This window comes from Nocardioides acrostichi (assembly GCF_015319165.1).
Taxonomy (GTDB): Bacteria; Actinomycetota; Actinomycetes; order Propionibacteriales; family Nocardioidaceae; genus Nocardioides; species Nocardioides acrostichi.
The window spans coordinates 66951-84156 of sequence record NZ_JADIVZ010000003.1 but is presented as its reverse complement, the minus strand read 5'-3'; the positions used below and the strand labels follow the sequence as shown (position 1 = coordinate 84156).

Here is a 17206-nt window from a genome sequence, read left to right as displayed (position 1 = left end):
CTGACCTCAGCCGGTAGCGCTCGAGAGCCGCGTGAGTGCCTGCCGGACGACCGCGGGGTCGGTGGTGGTCCACATCGGCGGGAGGCTGTTCTTCAAGAAGCCCCCGTAGCGGGCCGTCGCCAGGCGCGGGTCGAGCACGGCCACCACGCCGCGGTCGGTGGTGGTGCGGATCAGCCGGCCCGCGCCCTGTGCCAGCAACAGGGCGGCGTGCGTGGCCGCGACCTGCATGAACCCGTTGCCGCCCGCCTTGTCGGCGGCGCGCTGCCGGGCGCTCATCAACGGGTCGTCGGGCCGCGGGAAGGGGATCCGGTCGATGAGCACGAGCTGGCAGGTGTCGCCGGGCACGTCGAGGCCTTGCCACAGCGAGAGCGTGCCGAAGAGCACCGTGTGCGGGTCGTCGACGAACTGCTTGGCCAGCTCGGGCAGCTGCGCCTCGCCCTGGGCCAGCGTGGTGAGGTGCGGGAGACGCTGCCGCACCGCCTCGGCGGCGGCCTCGGCCGCTCGACGTGAGGAGAACAGCCCCAGGGTGCGGCCGTCGGCGGCGTCGACGAGCTCGGCGATCTCGTCGAGCTGGGCGGTGCCGAGCCCGTCGCGGCCCGGCGGCGGCAGGTGCCGGGCGAGGTAGAGGATGCCTTGGCGGCCGTAGTCGAAGGGGCTGCCGACATCGAGCCCCCGCCACGGCAGCACGCCCTCGTCGTCCGCGACCGGGGTGCCGACGTCGGTGCGCTCGGCGGGCTTGAGCCCGACCGAGGTCGCCACGGACGCGAAGTCGCCGCCGAGCATGAGCGTGGCCGAGGTGAACACGACCGTCTTGTCGGTGAGCAGCTTGTCGCGCATCGGGCCCCACACGGCCAGCGGCGCCACGCAGAGCCGGGGCGGGATGCGTTCGGTGCCCTCACCGAGCCATAGCACGTCGGCCTCGGTGTGCGCGGCCATCCGCTCAGCGGTGGTGAAGACGTCTTGCACCATGCCCTTGGCCTGCTGCTTGCCGGGATCACCCTCACCGGAGCCCTCACCGGACTTCTCACGCGGGAACGCCGAGAGGCAGCCGCGAGCGGCGTCGCGCACGAGCACGAGCGCGTCGGCGAGCAGGTCGGGCTGGGTGTCGATGCGCCCAGCGTCGGTCTCGGCGAGCGCGTCGCGCAGCGTGTCGGAGGCATCAGCGAGGTCGTCGGCGGCGTTCTGCCCGGCGTCGCTCTCGTCGACGAAGCGCCGTGCCCGCTTCGCCGCCCGCTCGACGTCGCCGGCGCTCAGCTCGTCGGTGGCCGCCTGGGTGACCCGGGCGACCAGCTCGTGCGCCTCGTCGATGACCACGGCGTCGTAGTCGGGCATCATCGGCACGCCCTCGATGGCGTCGATGGCCAGCAGCGAGTGGTTGGTGATGACCAGGTGCGAGCGGTGCGCCTTCTCCTTGGCTCGCTCGGCGAAGCACTCCTCGCCGAACGGGCAGCGGGTGGCGCCGAGGCAGTCCCGGTGGCTCACCGAGACCTGGCGCCACTCGCGGTCGGTGTGTCGGGGCGCGTTGTCTCGCTCCCCCGACCCGCCGTCGCCGGCTTGCGACTCCGCCCACTCGCGCAGCTCGAGCACCTTGGCGCCCATCGACCCCTCCGGTAGCTGCACGAGGGCGCCCTGGTCGTCGGGCACCCCCTCGCGCACCCGGTGCAGGCAGGCGTAGTTGCCGCGCCCCTTGAGCACGGCATGGGAGGTGTCGACGCCCGGCGTGCCCTTGATCGCCTCGACGAGCCGGGGCACGTCGCGCTCGACCAGCTGGTGCTGGAGCGCCAGCGTGGCCGTGGCGACCACCACGCGCTTGTCGTGCAGCATCGCCGGCACCAGATAGCCCAGCGACTTGCCGGTGCCGGTACCGGCCTGCACCAGCAGGTGCTTGGAGTCCGCCACCGCCCGCGCGACCGCCTCGGCCATCGCCACCTGACCCGGCCGCTCGGAGCCGCCGAGAGCCTCGACGGCCGTGGCCAGCACCTCGGCCACCGGAGGTCGAGAAGAGGTCTGGTCCGGGGGCACCCGAGCACCCTAGCGGCGCTCGCCGACCACGGCGCACGGCCGTCCACAAGACTGCAGGGACCGCGTTGACGCACAATGGCCCCATGACCGAGATCCTCACCGTCCCCCTGCCCGACGGTCGCGAGCTGGAGGTGCTGCTGGGCGGTGATCCTCGCGGCGTCCCGCTGCTGTGGCACGGCGGGTCGCCCTCCGCCGTCGTGCCGTGGCCGGCCTTCGACGCGCGTGTCGCCCAGGCTGGGCTACGGCTGGTGACGCTCTCGCGGCCCGGCTACGGCGCCTCGACTCCGCGGCCGCTGCCGGCGGACCGGCCGCCGGCCTACGCCGACGATGTCCCGGACGCCGTGGCGGTGCTCGACCACCTCGAGCTCGACCGGGTGCTGGTCGGCGGGTGGTCCGGCGGTGGTCCGCGTGCGTTGGGCTGCGCGGCCCTCGCGCCCGACCGGGTGCTGGCGGCGGCCAGCGTGGCCGGCGTCGCACCACACGACGCCGGGGGCCTGGACTGGGCCGCAGGGATGAGCGAAGAGAACGTCGCCGAGTACGCCACCGCAGCGCGAGGAGCCGAGGCCTACGAGGCCTATCTGGAGGCGGAGTGCCTGCCCATCCTGCAGGCCACCGAGAGCGAGCTCGTCGACGCGATGGGTGGCCTGCTCACCGACGTCGACGCCGCAGCCTTGGACCGTGACGGCATGGGGGCGTGGCTGACCGCGACGTTCCAGCACGCGGGCGCCCAGGGCGTGCGCGGCGTACGCGACGACGGTCTGGCCGCCGTCGCCCCCTGGGGCTTCGACGTGACCGGCATCGGCGTCCCGACCGCTCTGTGGCAGGGCCGCGCCGACGCGATGGTCCCGTTCGCGCACGGTGAGTGGCTGGCAGCGCACGTCGGCCGTGACGGCGTCCCGACCCGAGCGCACCTGATCGAGCCGGAGGGTCACCTGACCCTGGTCACGAACCTGCTGCCCGAGATCCTCGAGGATCTGCGCGACCTGGCGGGCCTGGACTGAGCCTGGATCCGTCAGTTCTCAGGTGGCCCGGGAGGGTCGGGTGCGGGCTGGGGCCGGGTCAGAGTCGGGCCGCCACGAAGTCGCCGAAGGTCTCGTGGCCCGCGGGCATCAGGTGCAGTGCATCGGGAAGGTAGGGCAGGTCGAGGTCGGCTGAGCTGACGTAGGTCCAGCCCGCGTCGCGGCTGAGCCGGCCGAGCAGGGCGTCGATGCGCGGCATGTACACCGCACGAGAGGGCGCCGAGGCCGGTCCGACCACGGTGACGGGGTGACCGGCCAGTGCGTCGACCAGCCGGGAGAAGCCGGACGAGATCGCGGCGTCGGAGGCGTCCCAGTCGTTGAGGCCGCCTTCGAGCACGACCGGCGTCGACGCCGACAGCCCGCGCAACGCGGCCGGCGCGCGGTCGGCGTACGAGACGGCACCGCAGGAGCTGGCGTGCTCGCTGAAGCCCGAGCCGGAGAAGGCGGACACGTGCACGCTGCCCGGCAACCGCGCGGGCCAGGAGCGCGATGCGTCGGCGAGTCCCAGGCCGGCCGACCACGAGTCGCCGATGACCAGGAGGTCGGGTCCCCCGCCGGTCACGGCCTCGGCGCGGGCCCGGCTCTGCGTCTCGAACGTCTGGCAACGGGTCGGGTCGGAGCCGACGGCGCGCGGGCTGCCGACACCGGGCAGCAACGTGTAGCCGAGCGCGGCCGCGACGAGGAAGAGCGCGACGACCAGCCGTGCGCGCGGGCGCGTCAGACGCACCCCGAGAAAGCTCTGCCCCACGGGCACCATGGTGCGGCTCGCGGTGACCCGGTGTCAGCAGGACGTACCGAATCGATACCGGCCCGAGATACGGTGCCCCGCGTGCACCTGGCAGCCGTCACGTTCGAGGCTCGCGACCCGGCCGCGCTGGCGGTGTTCTGGGGTGGCCTGCTCGGGCGCACGCCCGTGACCGAGGCCGACGACGTGCTGCTCCCCGAGAGCCCCACCCAGGTCGGACTCCGGTTCGTGACGACGCCCGCCCAGGCGGCGCGCGGACGGACGCTGCACCTGCACGTGCTGGGCGAGAGCCACACCTCGCAGGTCGACCTGGTCGAGGCGGCTCTCGCTCTCGGCGGCGCCCACCTCGATGTCGGACAGCTCCCCGAGGAGCCGCACGTGGTGCTCGCGGACCCCGAGGGCAACCCGTTCTGCGTCATCCCATCCGACAGCGGGTTCTTGCGCGGCTGCGGCCCGCTCGGCGAGGTCGGCTGCGACGGCACGCGCGAGGTGGGCATGTTCTGGGCGGCCGCACTCGGCTGGCCGCTCGTGTGGGACGAGCACGGCGAGACGGCGATCCAGGCGCCCGCAGGCGGCACGAAGGTGGCGTGGGGCGGCTCGCCGGTCGCTCCCAAGCGCGGGCGCAACCCGCAGCGCTTCGACCTCCTCACGTCGCCGGAGCGGCTCACCGCCGACATCGGACGGCTGGTCGATCTCGGAGCCCGTCGTCTCGGCCACGTCGCGGACGGCGCCGAACTGGCCGACCCGGACGGCAACGAGTTCCGGGTGCGGGCCGAGTCGGGTCAGGCTCCGGCGACCGCGTAGCCCGCCAGCTCGCCGGCCAGCGCCTCGCCGGCACGTCCGACGACGCGGGTGCCCTCGGCGGTGTGCTCGAGAGTGTCGATCTCGCCGGTCTTGTGCAGTCGGTCGAGCAGGTCGCCGCGCTCGTAGGGCAGCAGCACGTCGAAGGCCACGGCAGGCCGGGGCAGCTCGCCTTCGACCTGCGCCAGCGCCGCGGCGATGCCCTCGCCGGTCCGGGCCGAGACCACCACCGAGTGCGGCTCACGGGCGCGCAGCCGGCTCAGCACCAACGGGTCGGCGGCGTCGGCCTTGTTGATGACGACGAGCTCGGGCACCTCGGTGGCGCCGATGTCGGCCAGCACCTCGCGCACGGCGGTGAGCTGGCCCTCGGGGTCGGGATGCGAGCCGTCGACCACGTGCAACAGCAGGTCGGCGTCGGCGACCTCCTCGAGCGTGGAGCGGAAGGCCTCGACGAGCTGGTGCGGAAGATGCCGCACGAACCCGACCGTGTCACTCATCGTGTACTCGCGGCCGTCGGCCGTGCGGGTGCGCCGGGTGGTGGGGTCGAGGGTGGCGAAGAGTGCGTCCTCGACGAGCACGCCGGCAGAGGTGAGCCGGTTGAGCAGGCTGGACTTGCCGGCGTTGGTGTAGCCGGCGATGGCCACGCTCGGCACCGCTCGTGAGCGGCGCTGGGAGCGCTTGGCGTCTCGGGTGACCTTCATCTGCTTCAGCTCGCGGTTGAGCTTGGCGATCTTGGTGTTGATGCGTCGCCGGTCGGTCTCGATCTTGGTCTCGCCCGGGCCACGACCACCGATACCGGCACCGGCCGCCACGCGGCCACCGGCCTGCCGGGAGAGGTTGCCACCCCAACCGCGCAGGCGTTGCTTCATGTACTGCAGCTGGGCCAGCTCGACCTGCGCCTGCCCTTCCTTGGACTTCGCGTGCTGAGCGAAGATGTCGAGGATCAGCGCGGTGCGGTCGACGACCTTGACCTTGAGCCTGTCCTCGAGGTTCCTCAGCTGGGACGGCGCCAGCTCGCCGTCGCAGACCACGGTGTCGGCGCCGGTGGCCCGCACGATCTCGGCGACGGCCTCGACCTTTCCGCGACCGATGTAGGTGGCGGGGTCGGGGCTGGTGCGGCGCTGGTAGAGCGCTTCGAGCACCTCCGAGCCCGCGGTCTCGGCCAGCAGGGCGAGCTCGGCGAGCGAGTTCTCGGCGTCCTGCACGGAGCCTTGGGTCCACACGCCCACCAACACGACCCGCTCGAGTCGCAGCTGGCGGTACTCGACCTCGGTGATGTCCTCGAGCTCGGTGCGCAGGCTCGCCACGCGACGCAGCTGGTGCCGCTCGGCCAGCTCCATCGCCCCGACCGTCGGGTCGGACTCGGGATCCTCGGCGTCGGCGTAGCCGGACTCCCAGGAGTCGTCCCAGGTGTCGGTGGCCTCGAGCTCGTCGTCGAGCGAGAAGTGTTCGGGTGCGTTCGTCATATGCCTCCAGCCTAGATGCGGCACAACGCCCCGGCGAACGGGTTTACTCCCTGCCATGACCAACGTCGACGCGCTCGCCCCGCCCCCCGACGTGCGCCTGCTGGGCCTCACCGGCTCCCCCGGCGCCGGCAAGTCGACCCTGGCTCGCCGCGTCGCGGCACAGTGGGGGGCGGCCGTCGTCCCCCTGGACGGCTTCCACTACGCCGACGTCGAGCTCGAGCGGCGTGGTCTGCGCCGTCGCAAGGGCGCCCCGGACACCTTCGACGCCGAGGGACTGGCCGCCCTGCTGCGCCGCATCCGGGACGGCGAGCCGGACGTCGTGGCACCTATGTTCGAGCGCGACCTCGAGCAGCCGCTGGCCGGAGCCATCCCGGTGCCGGCAGCCGGCCTGGTCATCGTGGAGGGCAACTACCTGCTCCTCGAGGAGACGCGCTGGCGAAAGGTGCGCGAGCAGTTGGACGCCGTGTGGCATCTGCGCCTCGACGACGCGGTGCGGATGCAGCGTCTGATCGAGCGGCACGTGGAGTTCGGCAAGGCGCGCGACGAGGCCGAGGCCTGGGTCGCCGCGGTCGACGTCCCGAACGCCGAGCGGATCGAGGCTGCCGCCCACCGTGCCGACCGCGTGATCACGCTCGTCTGACCGTGCGGAACCCGGTGTTGCTGCTGGAGGAGTCGGGAGTGTTGCCGGTGCGCGCGGCGCAGCGATAACGGTTGCAGTAGGAGTCGTGGCAGAGGAACGATCCGCCGCGCGTCACTCGCATCTCGCCGCGTGCGGGGCCGGGCGGGTCCGTGACGGCGCCACCTCGGTAGGCCCCCGGGTGGAACCAGTCGGCGCACCACTCCCACACGTTGCCGACGCACTGCCACAGCCCGAAGCCGTTGGGCTCGTAGGTGCGCACCGGGGCGGTGCCCAGCCAGCCGTCGTCGCGGGTGTTGGCGTCGGGGAAGTCGCCCTGCCAGATGTTGCAGCGCCACGAGCCGTCGGAGGCGAGCAGGTCGTCGCCCCACGGGTAGCGGGCGCCCTCGAGGCCGCCGCGGGCGGCGTACTCCCACTGCGCCTCGGTGGGCAGGGCTCGCCCGGCCCAGGCGCAGTAGGCCGCGGCGTCGTGCCAGCTGACCTGCGTGACCGGGTGGTCCTCCAGACCGCGGGTCGAGGAGTTGCGACCACCCGGATGACGCCAGTCGGCACCAGCGACCCCGAGCCACCACGGCACCTGCGCGAACCGACCGAGCACGTCGCGGGCGGGCGCCTCGAGCAGCAGGTGGAAGACCGCGGAGGAGCCCTCCTGCTCGGCTGTGGTGCGGTAGCCGGTGTCGTCGACGAACCGCGTGAAGTCGGCGATCGTGACCGTCGTGGCGTCGATCTCGAAGGCGCTCGACGTCACCTCGCGCAGGGGTCGCTCACCATCGCCGGGGTTGCGGTCGCGGTGGGCGTCGCCCATCGTGAACAGTCCCGCCGGCACCGCGGCCTGCTCCACGCGGTGCTGCCCTCGCTGTTCCCCTCGCTGTTCCCCTCGCTGCTCCTCTCGCTGCTCCCCCGAGGACGCCGGCGCGGCCGCCCGGCGCCCGGGCTCGCCGTCCGCCGCGGGTCGAGCCGGGGCACAGCAGTTGCTCACGCTCTGGAGTCTCCCACTTCGCGCGAGCACGGATTGTCCGGACAACGAGGGGTTAGGGTCGGTGCATGGGTCGCTGGCCGCGGTATGTCTACAAGACGGGCGAGGAGCCGGACTACCGGTTCTCGCTGGCCAACGAGCGCACCTTCTTGGCCTGGATCCGCACCGCGCTGGCGCTGCTGGCCGGTGGGGTGGCGGTGCGCACCATCGCCTCCTCGTTCACCGACGTCGAGCAGCAGGTGCTCTCGGGCCTTCTCATCGGGCTGGGCGTCGTGTGCGCGGTGGCGGCATGGTGGCGCTGGGCGCGCAGTGAACGAGCCATGCGCACCGGCGAGCCGCTGCCGGCGTCCGGGCTGACGGTCGCCCTGGCGTTGGGCGTGGTGCTGGTCGCGGCACTGGTCCTGGCACTGGCATGAGGGGGCGGGCGTGACCCGGTCGGACGCACCGCGCGAGCGGCTCTACGACCCCGGGGCACAGCCCGAGCGGACGGCGCTGGCATGGCAGCGCACGGCACTCTCGATCGTGGGCGGCAGCCTCGCGGCGGCCCGCATCGCGTACGAGTCGATCGGGCTCGTCGCACTCCTCGATCTGCTGGTCGCGCTGCCGCTGGCGGGGTTCGCCCTGTGGGTCAGCCGCTCGGACTACATGGCACGCGCCGGCCGGTCGCGGGGCACGTCGATCTCCCCCGGACTGGCCGGCGCGGCGCTCGTGCTGGCGATCGTGCTGCTGGGGCTCGTCGAGCTCGCGGCGCTCTTCAACCAGTGACAACCCGACCGGTCACTTGGGTGGCATCCGGATGCCGCCGTCGACGCGGATGACCTCGGCGTTCATGTAGGAGTTGGTGATCGTCTCCACGACCATCGAGGCGAGCTCCTCGGGCTTGCCCAGACGCTTCGGGAACAGCACGTTCTGGCCGAGATTGGCCTTGAACGCCTCCGCGGCCTCGCCCTCACCGTAGATCGGGGTATCGATGAGGCCTGGGGCGATGGTGTTGAGACGGATGCCCGCCGCGGAGAGGTCGCGCGCGACCGGCAGGGTCATGCCCACGACGCCACCCTTGGAGGAGGAGTAGGCGGCCTGGCCGATCTGACCGTCGAACGCGGCGACCGAGGTGAGGTTGGCGATGGCGCCACGGCAGCCGTCGGCGTCCGGCTCGTTGCGGCTCATGGCGGTGGCGGCGAGCCGGGTGACGTCGAAGGTGCCGATCAGGTTGATCGCGAGCACCGACTTGTAGGCCTCGAGGTCGTGGGCGGAGTCGTACTCGCCGTCGCGACCGATGGTGCGCTGGGCCCAGCCGATGCCGGCGGAGTTGACCACGGCGCGCAGCGGCGCGATGGCGACCGCGGCGTCGACCGCAGCCTTGATCTGGTCGGTCTTCGTGACGTCGACCTGCGCGAAGACGCCCTTGACCTCCTCGGCGAGGGCCTCGCCCTTGTCGGCCTGGAGGTCGGCGATGACGACGGTGGCGCCCTTGCCGGCGAGCTGGCGGACGGCCGCGGCACCGATGCCCGACGCGCCGCCCGTGACGATGGCGGTAGATCCGGAGATGTCCATGTGGCCGAACCTAGCGCCACCCGTCGGCTAGAGGCAGGTCTCCCCCCGGGCGACCACGACGGCGGGCCCGCTGAGCACGGCCCGGCCGGCCCGGGTCCAGGTGACGGCGAGGCTGCCGCCGGGCACGTCGACCCGGTACGTCGCGTCCGTGTCGGGGCCGGAGGCCGGAACCCCGTCGCGCAACGCTGCCGCGACGGCCACGGCACACGCTCCGGTGCCACAGGACCGGGTCTCGCCCGAGCCGCGCTCGTGCACCCGCATCGCCACGTGACCTCTCGCCACCGGCAGCACGAACTCGACGTTGACGCCGTGCGGGTAGACCGATCCGTCGTGCTCCGGCGCCTCGAGCAGCGCGCCCACAGGGCCGGCCGGGTCGAGGGAGTCGACGAACGCGACCGCGTGCGGGTTGCCCATGTCGATGTGGAGCGCCGTCCACGACGCCGGTGCGACGCTCACGACCGAATCCCCCAGCACCCGCGGGATGCCCATGTCGACGCTGACCCCCTCGTCGGTCACCGTGACGGTCTTGAGGCCGTCGCGGGTGCCGATCGGCACCGGCTCACCCGTCGGCACCAGGCCCTCCTCGACCAGGTGCCGGGCGAAGACCCGGACCCCGTTGCCGCACATCTCCGAGACCGAGCCGTCGGCGTTGCGGTAGTCCATGAACCACTCCGAGCCGGCGCCCAGGGCCTGGGCCGCGGTGTCGGTCAGCGCCGCGGTGCGCACCACGCGCAGCACGCCGTCGCCGCCGATGCCGGCCCGTCGGTCGCACAGCGCGGCGACGCGCGTCGTCCAGGCCCGCTCGGTCAGGCCGCCGTGCACCGAGCCGTCGTGGTCGGGCAGCAGAACGAAGTCGTTCTCGGTGCCGTGCCCTTTGAGGAAGGGGTAGCTCATCGGTAGAGGCCTTCGGCGTACTGCTCCCCGTAGTAGCGCTCGAGTTCCTCGGGGCTGCGTGGGTCGTGGTCGACCTGCTTGGCCAAGACGGCGCGACGCGGCACCGTGCCCTCGGGGTCCCACGTCTCCGGCTCCCAGAGGCGCGAGCGCAAGAACGCCTTGGCGCAGTGGCCGAAGGCCTCCTCGATCTCGACGACGAGCGCCAGCACCGGCCGGTGCCCCTGCTCGACCAGCTGGTCGAAGAACGGGGCGTCGCTGACCAGCCGGGCCCGACCGTTGACGCGCAGCGTGTCGCCCCGGCCGGGGATGAGGAAGTTCAGGCCCACGTGCGGGTTGACCAACACGTTCTTGTAGCCGTCGACGCGGCGGTTGCCCGGCCGCTCGGCGATCGCGATGGTGTGCTCGTCGATGACGTGCACGAGCGAGCCGGCCGGATCGCCCTTGGGCGAGGCGTCACACCGGCCCTCGGCGTCGGCGGTGGCCAGCACGCAGAACGGGGAGGCGGCGAGCCAGTCGCGGTCGGCGGCGGTGAGCGTGGTACGGACCTTGTCACGCACCCGCGCCACCGGCTCCCCCACGACGGCGACGAGTGCCTCGAGGGTGGTGATCTCGGTGACGGTCTGCGCGCTGCTCACGGCCCCTACGGTAGACCTCACCCGCCCGGTCGGGCTGCCTGCCAGACCATCTCGACGGCGGCCCCGACGCGCTGCGCGTCATCGAAGCGCACCCAGCACACCCGCGGATCCTTGCGGAACCAGGAATCCTGCCGGCGCGCGAACCGGCGCGTGGCGATGACGGTGCGCTCGCGCGCCTGCGCCTCGGTGAGGTCACCGGCGAGGTGCGCCATCACCTCGCGGTAGCCGATCGCACGGGAGGCGGTGAGCCCCTCGGCCAGGCCCTCGCCGAGCAGCCGCTCCACCTCGTCGACCAGCCCGGCCTCGTACATCTCCTCGACCCGCTGCTCGATGCGGGAGTCGAGGGTCGGTCGGTCGATGTCGACGCCGATCTGCACGGTGGCCGCGTCGACGTAGCTGCGGCGCGGCAACGACGCGCCGAAGGGCCGCCCCGTCAGCTGCACGACCTCCAGCGCCCGGACGACGCGGCGTCCGTTGAGAGGCTCGATGCGCCGCGCCGCCTCGGGGTCGACCTCCGCGAGCCGGGCGTGCAGCGCCGCGTTGCCGACGTCCGCGAGCTCGGCCTCGAGCTCTGAGCGCAGGGCCGGGTCGGTGCCGGGGAAGTCGAAGTCGTCGAGCACCGCACGCGTGTACAGCGCCGAGCCGCCGACGAGCACCGGCACCCGGCCGCGCGCTCGCGCGTCGGCGAGCACGGCGCGCGCGTCGCGCTGGAAGGCCGCCACCGAGGCCGTCTGGCGCACGTCGAGCACGTCGAGCAGGTGATGCTCGATGCCGCGGCGCTGTGCGAGCGGGAGCTTGGCGGTGCCGATGTCCATGCCGCGGTAGAGCTGCATGGCGTCGGTGTTCACGATCTCGCCGCCCAGCCGCTCGGCCAGGTCGAGGGAGAGAGAGGTCTTACCCGCTGCGGTGGCCCCGACGACCGCCACGACCGGCACGGCGGACGTTCCAACGGGGGTGGTCATGACGCTAGTCTGGCAAGGCAGGTGGGGGGTCACTCCCACGACCACGACATCCCGGGGGGATTGGGGCTATGGGCCTTCTGGACCGCTTCAAGAAGATCGACGCCGACTCCATCAAGGACAAGGTCTCCGATGCCGTCGACAAGCACGGCGACAAGGTCTCCGACGGGCTCGACAAGGCCGCCGACAAGATCGACCAGGTCACCCACGGCAAGTACACCGACAAGATCGAGTCCGGCGTCGAGAAGGCCAAGGAGGGCCTCGACAAGCTCGACGGCAAGAAGGACGGCGACGTCTCGTGACCGCGCCCATCCCCGAAGAGCAGGACCAAGACGCTCTGCCCACCGAGGGCACGCCCCCGGGCGAGCACGACGACGAGCTCTCCGAGGGCGACGACGCCACCGCCGCGCGGGAGCGCGAGCAGGAGCACAACGCCGAGACGTCCGAGGACCAGCCCAGCCAGTGAGCGACCCGTTCGAGGGCCGCTTCGCTGTGGTGCCGGCCGCCTACGTCGTGCTGATGCGCGGCGAGGGCTCCGACACCGAGGTGCTGCTCCAACTGCGACGTCACACCGGCTACATGGACGACCACTTCGCGTGTGGGGCGGCCGGTCACGTCGAAGTGGGCGAGACACCGCACGCCGCCGCGCGTCGCGAAGCGTGCGAGGAGCTCGGTGTCGATCTCGAGGAGCTCGCCTTCCTCACCGTGATGCCCCGCACCGCGAACGGAGCGGCGATCGACGAGCGCGTCGACTACTTCTTCACCTCGCGGGTGTGGACGGGTGAGCCGAGGGTCGTGGAGCCTGAGAAGTCCGGTGGGATCCGCTGGTGTGCACTCGGGGCACTCGATGGACTCCCCTACCCCGTCGTCCCCCACGAGCGCGCGGTGCTGGAAGCCCTCCGTGACGGCTCGTCGGCGGCGTACACGACCTTCGGCTTCGAGGAGGACGCGTGAGCGAAAGCGAAGATCTGGCCGATCTCGGACCCCGTCCCGAGCCCCGGGCCACGGCACCCGAGCTGCACCCCGGCGGGGCCGATGCCGTCGTGGAGCGTGAGACCGACCCGGTCGTGCCCGACGTCTCGGCCGACGACAACCCGGCCACCGAGAACGCTCCCGCGGGCACTCGGGAGGGCGAGGACACCTCCACCCAGGCCACCCGTGGCGAGGACGCCGACGGCGACAGCGAGTCGCCCGCGTAGGGCGCGGCGCTCAGCGCAGGCGAGTGACCTCGAGCCGGGTCTCGACCGCGGGTCCGTCGGCCCCGCGCTCGATGAAGTAGGCACCCGCACCGTCGACCTCGGCGAGAGCCTCGACCATGTCGGTGCCCCGGTAGAGCAGGCCGACACCGTCGTCGGTGGCATAGCCCGCGGGCAGGGTGCCGTCGGCGACCAGGCTCTGGAACAGCGGACGTCGCTGCTCCTCGGTGTCGTAGTGGACCCCGTTGCTCCACGGCAGCAGGCCGAGGCAATCGGTGACCGGGCGCAGGTCGGGGCCGAAGGAGTCGGTGGTGCCACCGGCGTGCCAGCACAGCGAACCCGCCGACACCCCGGTGAGCACGACACCGGCCTCCCAGGCGGCGCGCATGGCGTCGTCCACTCCGTGGAGTCGCCACATGGCCAGCAGGCCGGCCACCGACCCGCCCCAGACCCAGATGACGTCCTGGTCGAGCAGGTGGGCGGTGATGTCGTCGACGTTGGGCATCGTGAACAGCTGCAGGTGCGAGCCATGGAAGCCGCGCTGCTGCGCCGCGGCGTAGAAGTCGCGGGTCAGGTCGGGGGTGTCCCCGCAGGCAGTGCCCAGGAAGCACACCTTCGGCGCGCGGCCGCTCACCCCCGAGAGCTCGACCGCGTGGTCGGTGAGCGGACCGACCCGCCAGCGCAGCCGATGGTCGGGCGCGACGCCACCGGAGGTGGCCAGGATGGTCGGTTCGTCAGCAGCCACGGCGCGGACTGTACCCAGGGAAGGAGCGGTGGCCGGTCAGCGGCAGGCCGGGGTGTCGGCCAGGGGTGCGGGCGCTCCGACCTGCGGCATGCCCAGGCCGACGCTGGGGGCCGGCGGCGCGACGCGCGCCTCCCAGGCGTCACCGGAGCGGGTGCGGCGCAGGCCGATCATCCGGTCGGCGACGAGGTGATGCGGCGCGGCGTAGGTGATCTCGACGGTGACCATGTCTCCTGGCCGCGGTTCCCCGTGCTCGGCGACGATCGCGGGGTCGAGCGCGAAGTGCACGAGCCGGTTGTCGGGCGCACGGCCCGAGAGTCGCCGCGTCTCGGCGTCCTTGCGGCCCTCGCCCTCGGCGACCATCAGCTCGACCGTCCGGCCGACCCGCTGCTTGTTCTCCTCCCAGGCGATCTCGTCGACGAGCGCGACGAGCCGCTGGTAGCGGTCCTTGACGACCGCCGGCGGCACCTGGTCGGGCAGCTCGGCCGCCGGCGTGCCGGGCCGCTTGGAGTACTGGAAGGTGAACGCGCTCGAGAACCGCGACTGCGCCACCACGCGCAGCGTCTGGTCGAAGTCCTCCTCGGTCTCGCCGGGGAAGCCGACGATGATGTCGGTGGTGATGGCGGCGTCCGGGATCTGCTCGCGCACTCGCTCCAAGATGCCGAGGTACTTCGCCGATCGGTAGGAGCGACGCATGTCGCGCAGCACCTTGTCGGATCCCGACTGGAGCGGCATGTGCAGGCTCGGCATCACGTTCGGCGTGGCCGCCATCGCCTCGATGACGTCGTCGGTGAACTCGGCCGGGTGCGGGCTGGTGAAGCGCACGCGCTCGAGACCCTCGATGTCACCGCAGGCACGCAGCAGCTTGCCGAACGCCTGCCGGTCGCCGAACTCGACGCCGTAGGCGTTGACGTTCTGTCCGAGCAGGGTGATCTCGCTGACTCCCTCGGCGACGAGTGCTTCGATCTCGGCGAGGATCTCGCCCGGACGTCGGTCCTTCTCCTTGCCCCGCAGGCTGGGCACGATGCAGAACGTGCACGTGTTGTTGCACCCCACCGACACCGACACCCAGGCCGCGTACGCGGACTCGCGCCTGGTGGGCAGCGTGCTCGGGAAGACCTCGAGGCTCTCCAGGATCTCGACCTGGGCCTCCTGCTGCACCCGCGCCCGCTCCAGCAGCGCCGGCAACGAACCGATGTTGTGGGTGCCGAAGACGACGTCGACGTAGGGGGCCTTGGACGTGATCGTGTCGCGATCCTTCTGCGCCAGGCACCCGCCGACGGCGATCTGCATGCCCGGGTTGCTGGCCTTGAGCGGCGCGAGGTGGCCGAGGTTGCCGTACAGCTTGTTGTCGGCGTTCTCACGCACCGCGCAGGTGTTGAACACGACCACATCCGCCTGCTCGCCCTCGCCCGCACTGGCATAGCCGGCGTCCTCGAGCAGGCCGGAGAGACGTTCGGAGTCGTGCACGTTCATCTGACACCCGTAGGTGCGGACCTCGTAGGTGCGGGGACCGGCTTCGACGCTGCTCATGACCCCTCCAGGGTAGGAGGACGGCGGGTGCGGCGAGAAACCGCCAGCCGCCGGCCCCCGGACGAGCCGACGCGGGCCCTCCCCGAGAGAAGGGCCCGCGCGGCGGATCGGGTCACTTCTTGAAGGCGTCCTTGACCTTCTCGCCGGCGTCCTTCACCGACGAGGAGGCCTGGTCCTTCTTGCCCTCGGCCTTGAGCGAGTCGTCGCCGGTGGTGTCGCCGATGGCCTCCTTGGCCTTGCCCAGGGCGTCCTCGGCGGCGTTCTTGGCCTTGTCAACGAATCCCATGACTACTTCTCCTTCGTGTCGATCTCTTCGGGGTTGACGGATGTCAGCGAGGTGCTGAGTCCGCGTCTGAGGCGAGGCGGACCGTGGAGCAGTACGCGGCAGCCCACTCGGTCGTCCTCGAAGGCGCCGACGACTCGGACGGCGCTGGCTCGGGCCGCGTCGACGAGCGCGTCGACGTCGGCGTCGGGGAGCACCTTGGCGCGCAGCACCACCAAATGGGAGGCGCCTCGCACCTCGCACCAGCCGCGCGCCGAGGCAACGGGGGCCGTATCGGCCAGGTCGGTCGCGGCGGCGGCGGCCACCGACGAGAGATCCAGTACGACCCGGCCCTCCTCGTCGCTGAGCACCGAGCGGGCGACGCTCACGCTGCGGCGACCCAGGTGCGCGAGGATCCAGGCCAGGGCCAGGAGGGCGAGCACCACGCAGACGCCGGCACTGACCCACGGCCACCCGCTGGAGGCGACCCCGTCGGCGAGGGCGGTGGTGTCCAGCGTCGTCGGCAGGCCGATGGGGGCGAGACCGACCCGCCAGTCGACGACGACGAGCCCGCCGGCCAGCAGGACGAGGCCGACCAGCCCGACGAGGAAGCGGTCGAGGGCGGAGAGGCGGGCGCTCATCGCACGTCCTCCCGGACCTTGACGACGACGCGCGGGTCACCGAGGGGGGCGAGCTCCTCGCGCAGCCGGGTCGTGACCCGCTCGCGGATCTCGACCCGGTCGAGAGTGGTGCCCACCTCGAGGCGGACCCGACGGCGGCCGGCCCGGCGCACCCGCGCGCCGAGCACACCGCAGGTGCGGTCGGCGACGTCGAGGGCGAGAGCGGCGGTGGCGGCGGGCGTGGCCCACAGCTCCACCGACGCCTGCTCGGCGTCGGCGGGCAGCGCACGGTGGGTGCGGGGCGCGGGCTTGACCGCGACCAGCAGCAGCACGGCCCCCAGCACGGCCATGGCGACGCCCACGGCGGTGCTGGCCGTCGTCGCGCCGAGGCCGTCGAGGCCCTCGACCAGCGAGCGTGCCCACGGCGTCCCGGGTGCCCAGCCGCGTGCGACCACCAGGTCGCGCACGGCGACGACGGCGAGCGCGATGATCGCGAGCGCCACCAGCAGGGCGGCCAGCGAGACCACCGGGCGCCCGCGAGGTGCGCGGTGCGTGGTGCTCATCGGACCCTCCCGGCCGATCGCTGTCCGGTGGCGACGTGAACCGGATCGACGGCATGGACGGTCACGTCGACCGTTCGGAACTCCAGGCCGGCCAGCCGCGAGGCCTCGTCGGCGAGCCGGCCGCGGACGTCGGCGGCGACCCGGGCCAGGGGGGCCGGCCACGCCACGTGGACGTCGACGCGCACGCGGGCCACGGGCCCGTGCATCGTCACCTCGACCGCAGGATCGCCGCCGCGCGGACCGGGGAGCCCCGGCACCCGACGGCGCCGGACGACGGTCCCGGGGGTCCGGCGGGCCGTCTCGGCCACGACCGCCTCGACGGCGCGCGGCCGGATCTCGGTGCTGCCCCGCTGAGCGGCGGGCGCGAGGTCAGTCACGCCGGCCACCGCCGCGCAGGGCATCGAGGTCGACGTCGCCCTCGAGGTAGCGGCCCACGACGAGGCCGCCGCCGCCGAGGACGATGGCCAGCAGCAGGCCGAGGAAGCCCTCGGTGGTGATGGCGAGGGTGAGCAGCAGGCCGACGAGCAGGCCGACGAGAGATCGAGGCATGGGTGTCTCCTGGGAAGAGGGGTCGCCGCACGG

The 17206-nt window shown here is 72.7% G+C and carries 24 protein-coding genes; 9 read left to right on the top strand and 15 right to left on the bottom strand.

The window, feature by feature from the left end; genetic code table 11:
- Positions 1–6 precede the first annotated feature (6 nt).
- On the bottom strand, positions 7–2022 hold the full coding sequence (locus tag ISG29_RS08265) for an ATP-dependent DNA helicase (protein WP_194502951.1): 2016 nt from the start codon (positions 2020–2022) through the stop codon (positions 7–9).
- A gap of 83 nt (positions 2023–2105) precedes the next feature.
- Between ISG29_RS08265 and ISG29_RS08260 the strand changes: the two genes are divergently transcribed.
- The gene (locus tag ISG29_RS08260) at positions 2106–3023 is read left to right on the top strand and encodes an alpha/beta hydrolase (protein WP_194502950.1); all 918 of its coding nucleotides are present in this window, start codon (positions 2106–2108) and stop codon (positions 3021–3023) included.
- Positions 3024–3081: 58 nt separating this feature from the next.
- Here the strand turns inward: ISG29_RS08260 and ISG29_RS08255 are convergent, their stop codons facing one another.
- Positions 3082–3789 (bottom strand): SGNH/GDSL hydrolase family protein, encoded by a 708-nt coding sequence (locus tag ISG29_RS08255; protein WP_194502949.1) that lies wholly within the window; start codon positions 3787–3789, stop codon positions 3082–3084.
- A gap of 81 nt (positions 3790–3870) precedes the next feature.
- On the opposite strand from ISG29_RS08255, the gene ISG29_RS08250 reads away from it, so the two are divergent.
- Positions 3871–4590 carry a VOC family protein gene (locus ISG29_RS08250; protein WP_194502948.1) on the top strand — a complete coding sequence of 240 codons (720 nt, stop codon included), beginning with the start codon at positions 3871–3873 and terminating at the stop codon, positions 4588–4590.
- On the opposite strand, the gene hflX is transcribed toward ISG29_RS08250, so the two are convergent.
- Positions 4569–6053 carry a GTPase HflX gene (hflX, locus tag ISG29_RS08245; protein WP_194502947.1) on the bottom strand — a complete coding sequence of 495 codons (1485 nt, stop codon included), beginning with the start codon at positions 6051–6053 and terminating at the stop codon, positions 4569–4571. The genes ISG29_RS08250 and hflX overlap by 22 nt on opposite strands.
- A gap of 55 nt (positions 6054–6108) precedes the next feature.
- Here hflX and ISG29_RS08240 point away from each other — a divergent pair, with 55 nt between their 5' ends.
- On the top strand, positions 6109–6693 hold the full coding sequence (locus ISG29_RS08240; protein WP_194502946.1) for a nucleoside/nucleotide kinase family protein: 585 nt from the start codon (positions 6109–6111) through the stop codon (positions 6691–6693).
- Here ISG29_RS08240 and ISG29_RS08235 read toward each other — a convergent pair.
- Complete coding sequence (locus tag ISG29_RS08235; protein ID WP_235958939.1) at positions 6680–7495, bottom strand: formylglycine-generating enzyme family protein; 816 nt, start codon at positions 7493–7495, stop codon at positions 6680–6682. The two genes, ISG29_RS08240 and ISG29_RS08235, sit on opposite strands and share 14 nt — an antisense overlap.
- 239 nt (positions 7496–7734) lie before the next feature.
- On the opposite strand from ISG29_RS08235, the gene ISG29_RS08230 reads away from it, so the two are divergent.
- Both ISG29_RS08230 and ISG29_RS21570 read left to right on the top strand, forming a co-directional pair.
- A complete protein-coding gene (locus tag ISG29_RS08230) occupies positions 7735–8082 on the top strand; it encodes a YidH family protein (protein WP_194502944.1) in 348 nt (115 codons plus the stop codon).
- Positions 8083–8092: 10 nt separating this feature from the next.
- Positions 8093–8431: a DUF202 domain-containing protein gene (locus ISG29_RS21570; protein ID WP_194502943.1), complete on the top strand. Its 339-nt coding sequence runs from the start codon at positions 8093–8095 to the stop codon at positions 8429–8431.
- Positions 8432–8443: 12 nt separating this feature from the next.
- Here the strand turns inward: ISG29_RS21570 and ISG29_RS08220 are convergent, their stop codons facing one another.
- Genes ISG29_RS08220 through miaA form a run of 4 tightly spaced genes read right to left on the bottom strand, consistent with a single transcriptional unit; the run spans position 8444 to position 11711 of the window.
- On the bottom strand, positions 8444–9220 hold the full coding sequence (locus tag ISG29_RS08220) for an SDR family NAD(P)-dependent oxidoreductase (protein ID WP_194502942.1): 777 nt from the start codon (positions 9218–9220) through the stop codon (positions 8444–8446).
- A 27-nt stretch (positions 9221–9247) separates the two neighbouring features.
- A complete protein-coding gene (dapF, locus tag ISG29_RS08215) occupies positions 9248–10114 on the bottom strand; it encodes a diaminopimelate epimerase (RefSeq protein ID WP_194502941.1) in 867 nt (288 codons plus the stop codon).
- On the bottom strand, positions 10111–10749 hold the full coding sequence (locus ISG29_RS08210) for a pyridoxamine 5'-phosphate oxidase family protein (protein WP_194502940.1): 639 nt from the start codon (positions 10747–10749) through the stop codon (positions 10111–10113). Before ISG29_RS08210 ends, dapF begins: the two co-directional genes overlap by 4 nt.
- 17 nt (positions 10750–10766) lie before the next feature.
- Positions 10767–11711: a tRNA (adenosine(37)-N6)-dimethylallyltransferase MiaA gene (miaA, locus tag ISG29_RS08205; RefSeq protein WP_194502939.1), complete on the bottom strand. Its 945-nt coding sequence runs from the start codon at positions 11709–11711 to the stop codon at positions 10767–10769.
- Between the two features lie 68 nt (positions 11712–11779).
- On the opposite strand from miaA, the gene ISG29_RS08200 reads away from it, so the two are divergent.
- Genes ISG29_RS08200 through ISG29_RS08185 form a run of 4 tightly spaced genes read left to right on the top strand, consistent with a single transcriptional unit; the run spans position 11780 to position 12907 of the window.
- Positions 11780–12010: an antitoxin gene (locus tag ISG29_RS08200; RefSeq protein WP_194502938.1), complete on the top strand. Its 231-nt coding sequence runs from the start codon at positions 11780–11782 to the stop codon at positions 12008–12010.
- Positions 12007–12174, top strand: coding sequence for a hypothetical protein (locus ISG29_RS08195; RefSeq protein WP_194502937.1), 168 nt, complete (start codon positions 12007–12009; stop codon positions 12172–12174). Before ISG29_RS08200 ends, ISG29_RS08195 begins: the two co-directional genes overlap by 4 nt.
- Positions 12171–12662, top strand: coding sequence for an NUDIX domain-containing protein (locus ISG29_RS08190; RefSeq protein ID WP_328828430.1), 492 nt, complete (start codon positions 12171–12173; stop codon positions 12660–12662). Before ISG29_RS08195 ends, ISG29_RS08190 begins: the two co-directional genes overlap by 4 nt.
- Positions 12659–12907, top strand: coding sequence for a hypothetical protein (locus ISG29_RS08185; RefSeq protein WP_194502936.1), 249 nt, complete (start codon positions 12659–12661; stop codon positions 12905–12907). The genes ISG29_RS08190 and ISG29_RS08185 overlap by 4 nt, the downstream gene beginning before the upstream one ends.
- Positions 12908–12917: 10 nt before the next feature.
- Here the strand turns inward: ISG29_RS08185 and ISG29_RS08180 are convergent, their stop codons facing one another.
- The 7 genes from ISG29_RS08180 to ISG29_RS08150 form a co-directional block, all read right to left on the bottom strand.
- A complete protein-coding gene (locus ISG29_RS08180; protein WP_194502935.1) occupies positions 12918–13649 on the bottom strand; it encodes a Type 1 glutamine amidotransferase-like domain-containing protein in 732 nt (243 codons plus the stop codon).
- A gap of 36 nt (positions 13650–13685) precedes the next feature.
- Positions 13686–15179 (bottom strand): tRNA (N6-isopentenyl adenosine(37)-C2)-methylthiotransferase MiaB, encoded by a 1494-nt coding sequence (gene miaB / locus ISG29_RS08175; protein WP_194502934.1) that lies wholly within the window; start codon positions 15177–15179, stop codon positions 13686–13688.
- Positions 15180–15291: 112 nt separating this feature from the next.
- Entirely contained in the window at positions 15292–15465 is a 174-nt protein-coding gene (locus tag ISG29_RS08170) for a CsbD family protein (protein WP_194502933.1), read from the bottom strand.
- 2 nt (positions 15466–15467) lie between these two features.
- Positions 15468–16082 (bottom strand): hypothetical protein, encoded by a 615-nt coding sequence (locus tag ISG29_RS08165; RefSeq protein ID WP_194502932.1) that lies wholly within the window; start codon positions 16080–16082, stop codon positions 15468–15470.
- On the bottom strand, positions 16079–16624 hold the full coding sequence (locus ISG29_RS08160) for a DUF6286 domain-containing protein (protein ID WP_194502931.1): 546 nt from the start codon (positions 16622–16624) through the stop codon (positions 16079–16081). Before ISG29_RS08160 ends, ISG29_RS08165 begins: the two co-directional genes overlap by 4 nt.
- Entirely contained in the window at positions 16621–17001 is a 381-nt protein-coding gene (locus ISG29_RS08155; protein WP_194502930.1) for an Asp23/Gls24 family envelope stress response protein, read from the bottom strand. The genes ISG29_RS08160 and ISG29_RS08155 overlap by 4 nt, the downstream gene beginning before the upstream one ends.
- Positions 16994–17173, bottom strand: coding sequence for a hypothetical protein (locus ISG29_RS08150; protein ID WP_194502929.1), 180 nt, complete (start codon positions 17171–17173; stop codon positions 16994–16996). Before ISG29_RS08150 ends, ISG29_RS08155 begins: the two co-directional genes overlap by 8 nt.
- Positions 17174–17206 lie beyond the last annotated feature (33 nt).

Coding starts and splice junctions, on each gene's coding strand:
- ISG29_RS08220 (WP_194502942.1), bottom strand. CDS start 9,220: ATGGACATCTCCGGATCTACCGCCATCGTCACGGGCGGCGCGTCGGGC.
- ISG29_RS08170 (WP_194502933.1), bottom strand. CDS start 15,465: ATGGGATTCGTTGACAAGGCCAAGAACGCCGCCGAGGACGCCCTGGGC.
- dapF (WP_194502941.1), bottom strand. CDS start 10,114: ATGAGCTACCCCTTCCTCAAAGGGCACGGCACCGAGAACGACTTCGTT.
- miaB (WP_194502934.1), bottom strand. CDS start 15,179: ATGAGCAGCGTCGAAGCCGGTCCCCGCACCTACGAGGTCCGCACCTAC.
- miaA (WP_194502939.1), bottom strand. CDS start 11,711: ATGACCACCCCCGTTGGAACGTCCGCCGTGCCGGTCGTGGCGGTCGTC.
- ISG29_RS08160 (WP_194502931.1), bottom strand. CDS start 16,624: ATGAGCACCACGCACCGCGCACCTCGCGGGCGCCCGGTGGTCTCGCTG.
- ISG29_RS08165 (WP_194502932.1), bottom strand. CDS start 16,082: ATGAGCGCCCGCCTCTCCGCCCTCGACCGCTTCCTCGTCGGGCTGGTC.
- ISG29_RS08150 (WP_194502929.1), bottom strand. CDS start 17,173: ATGCCTCGATCTCTCGTCGGCCTGCTCGTCGGCCTGCTGCTCACCCTC.
- ISG29_RS08235 (WP_235958939.1), bottom strand. CDS start 7,495: ATGGGCGACGCCCACCGCGACCGCAACCCCGGCGATGGTGAGCGACCC.
- ISG29_RS08200 (WP_194502938.1), top strand. CDS start 11,780: ATGGGCCTTCTGGACCGCTTCAAGAAGATCGACGCCGACTCCATCAAG.
- ISG29_RS08260 (WP_194502950.1), top strand. CDS start 2,106: ATGACCGAGATCCTCACCGTCCCCCTGCCCGACGGTCGCGAGCTGGAG.
- ISG29_RS08230 (WP_194502944.1), top strand. CDS start 7,735: ATGGGTCGCTGGCCGCGGTATGTCTACAAGACGGGCGAGGAGCCGGAC.
- hflX (WP_194502947.1), bottom strand. CDS start 6,053: ATGACGAACGCACCCGAACACTTCTCGCTCGACGACGAGCTCGAGGCC.
- ISG29_RS08240 (WP_194502946.1), top strand. CDS start 6,109: ATGACCAACGTCGACGCGCTCGCCCCGCCCCCCGACGTGCGCCTGCTG.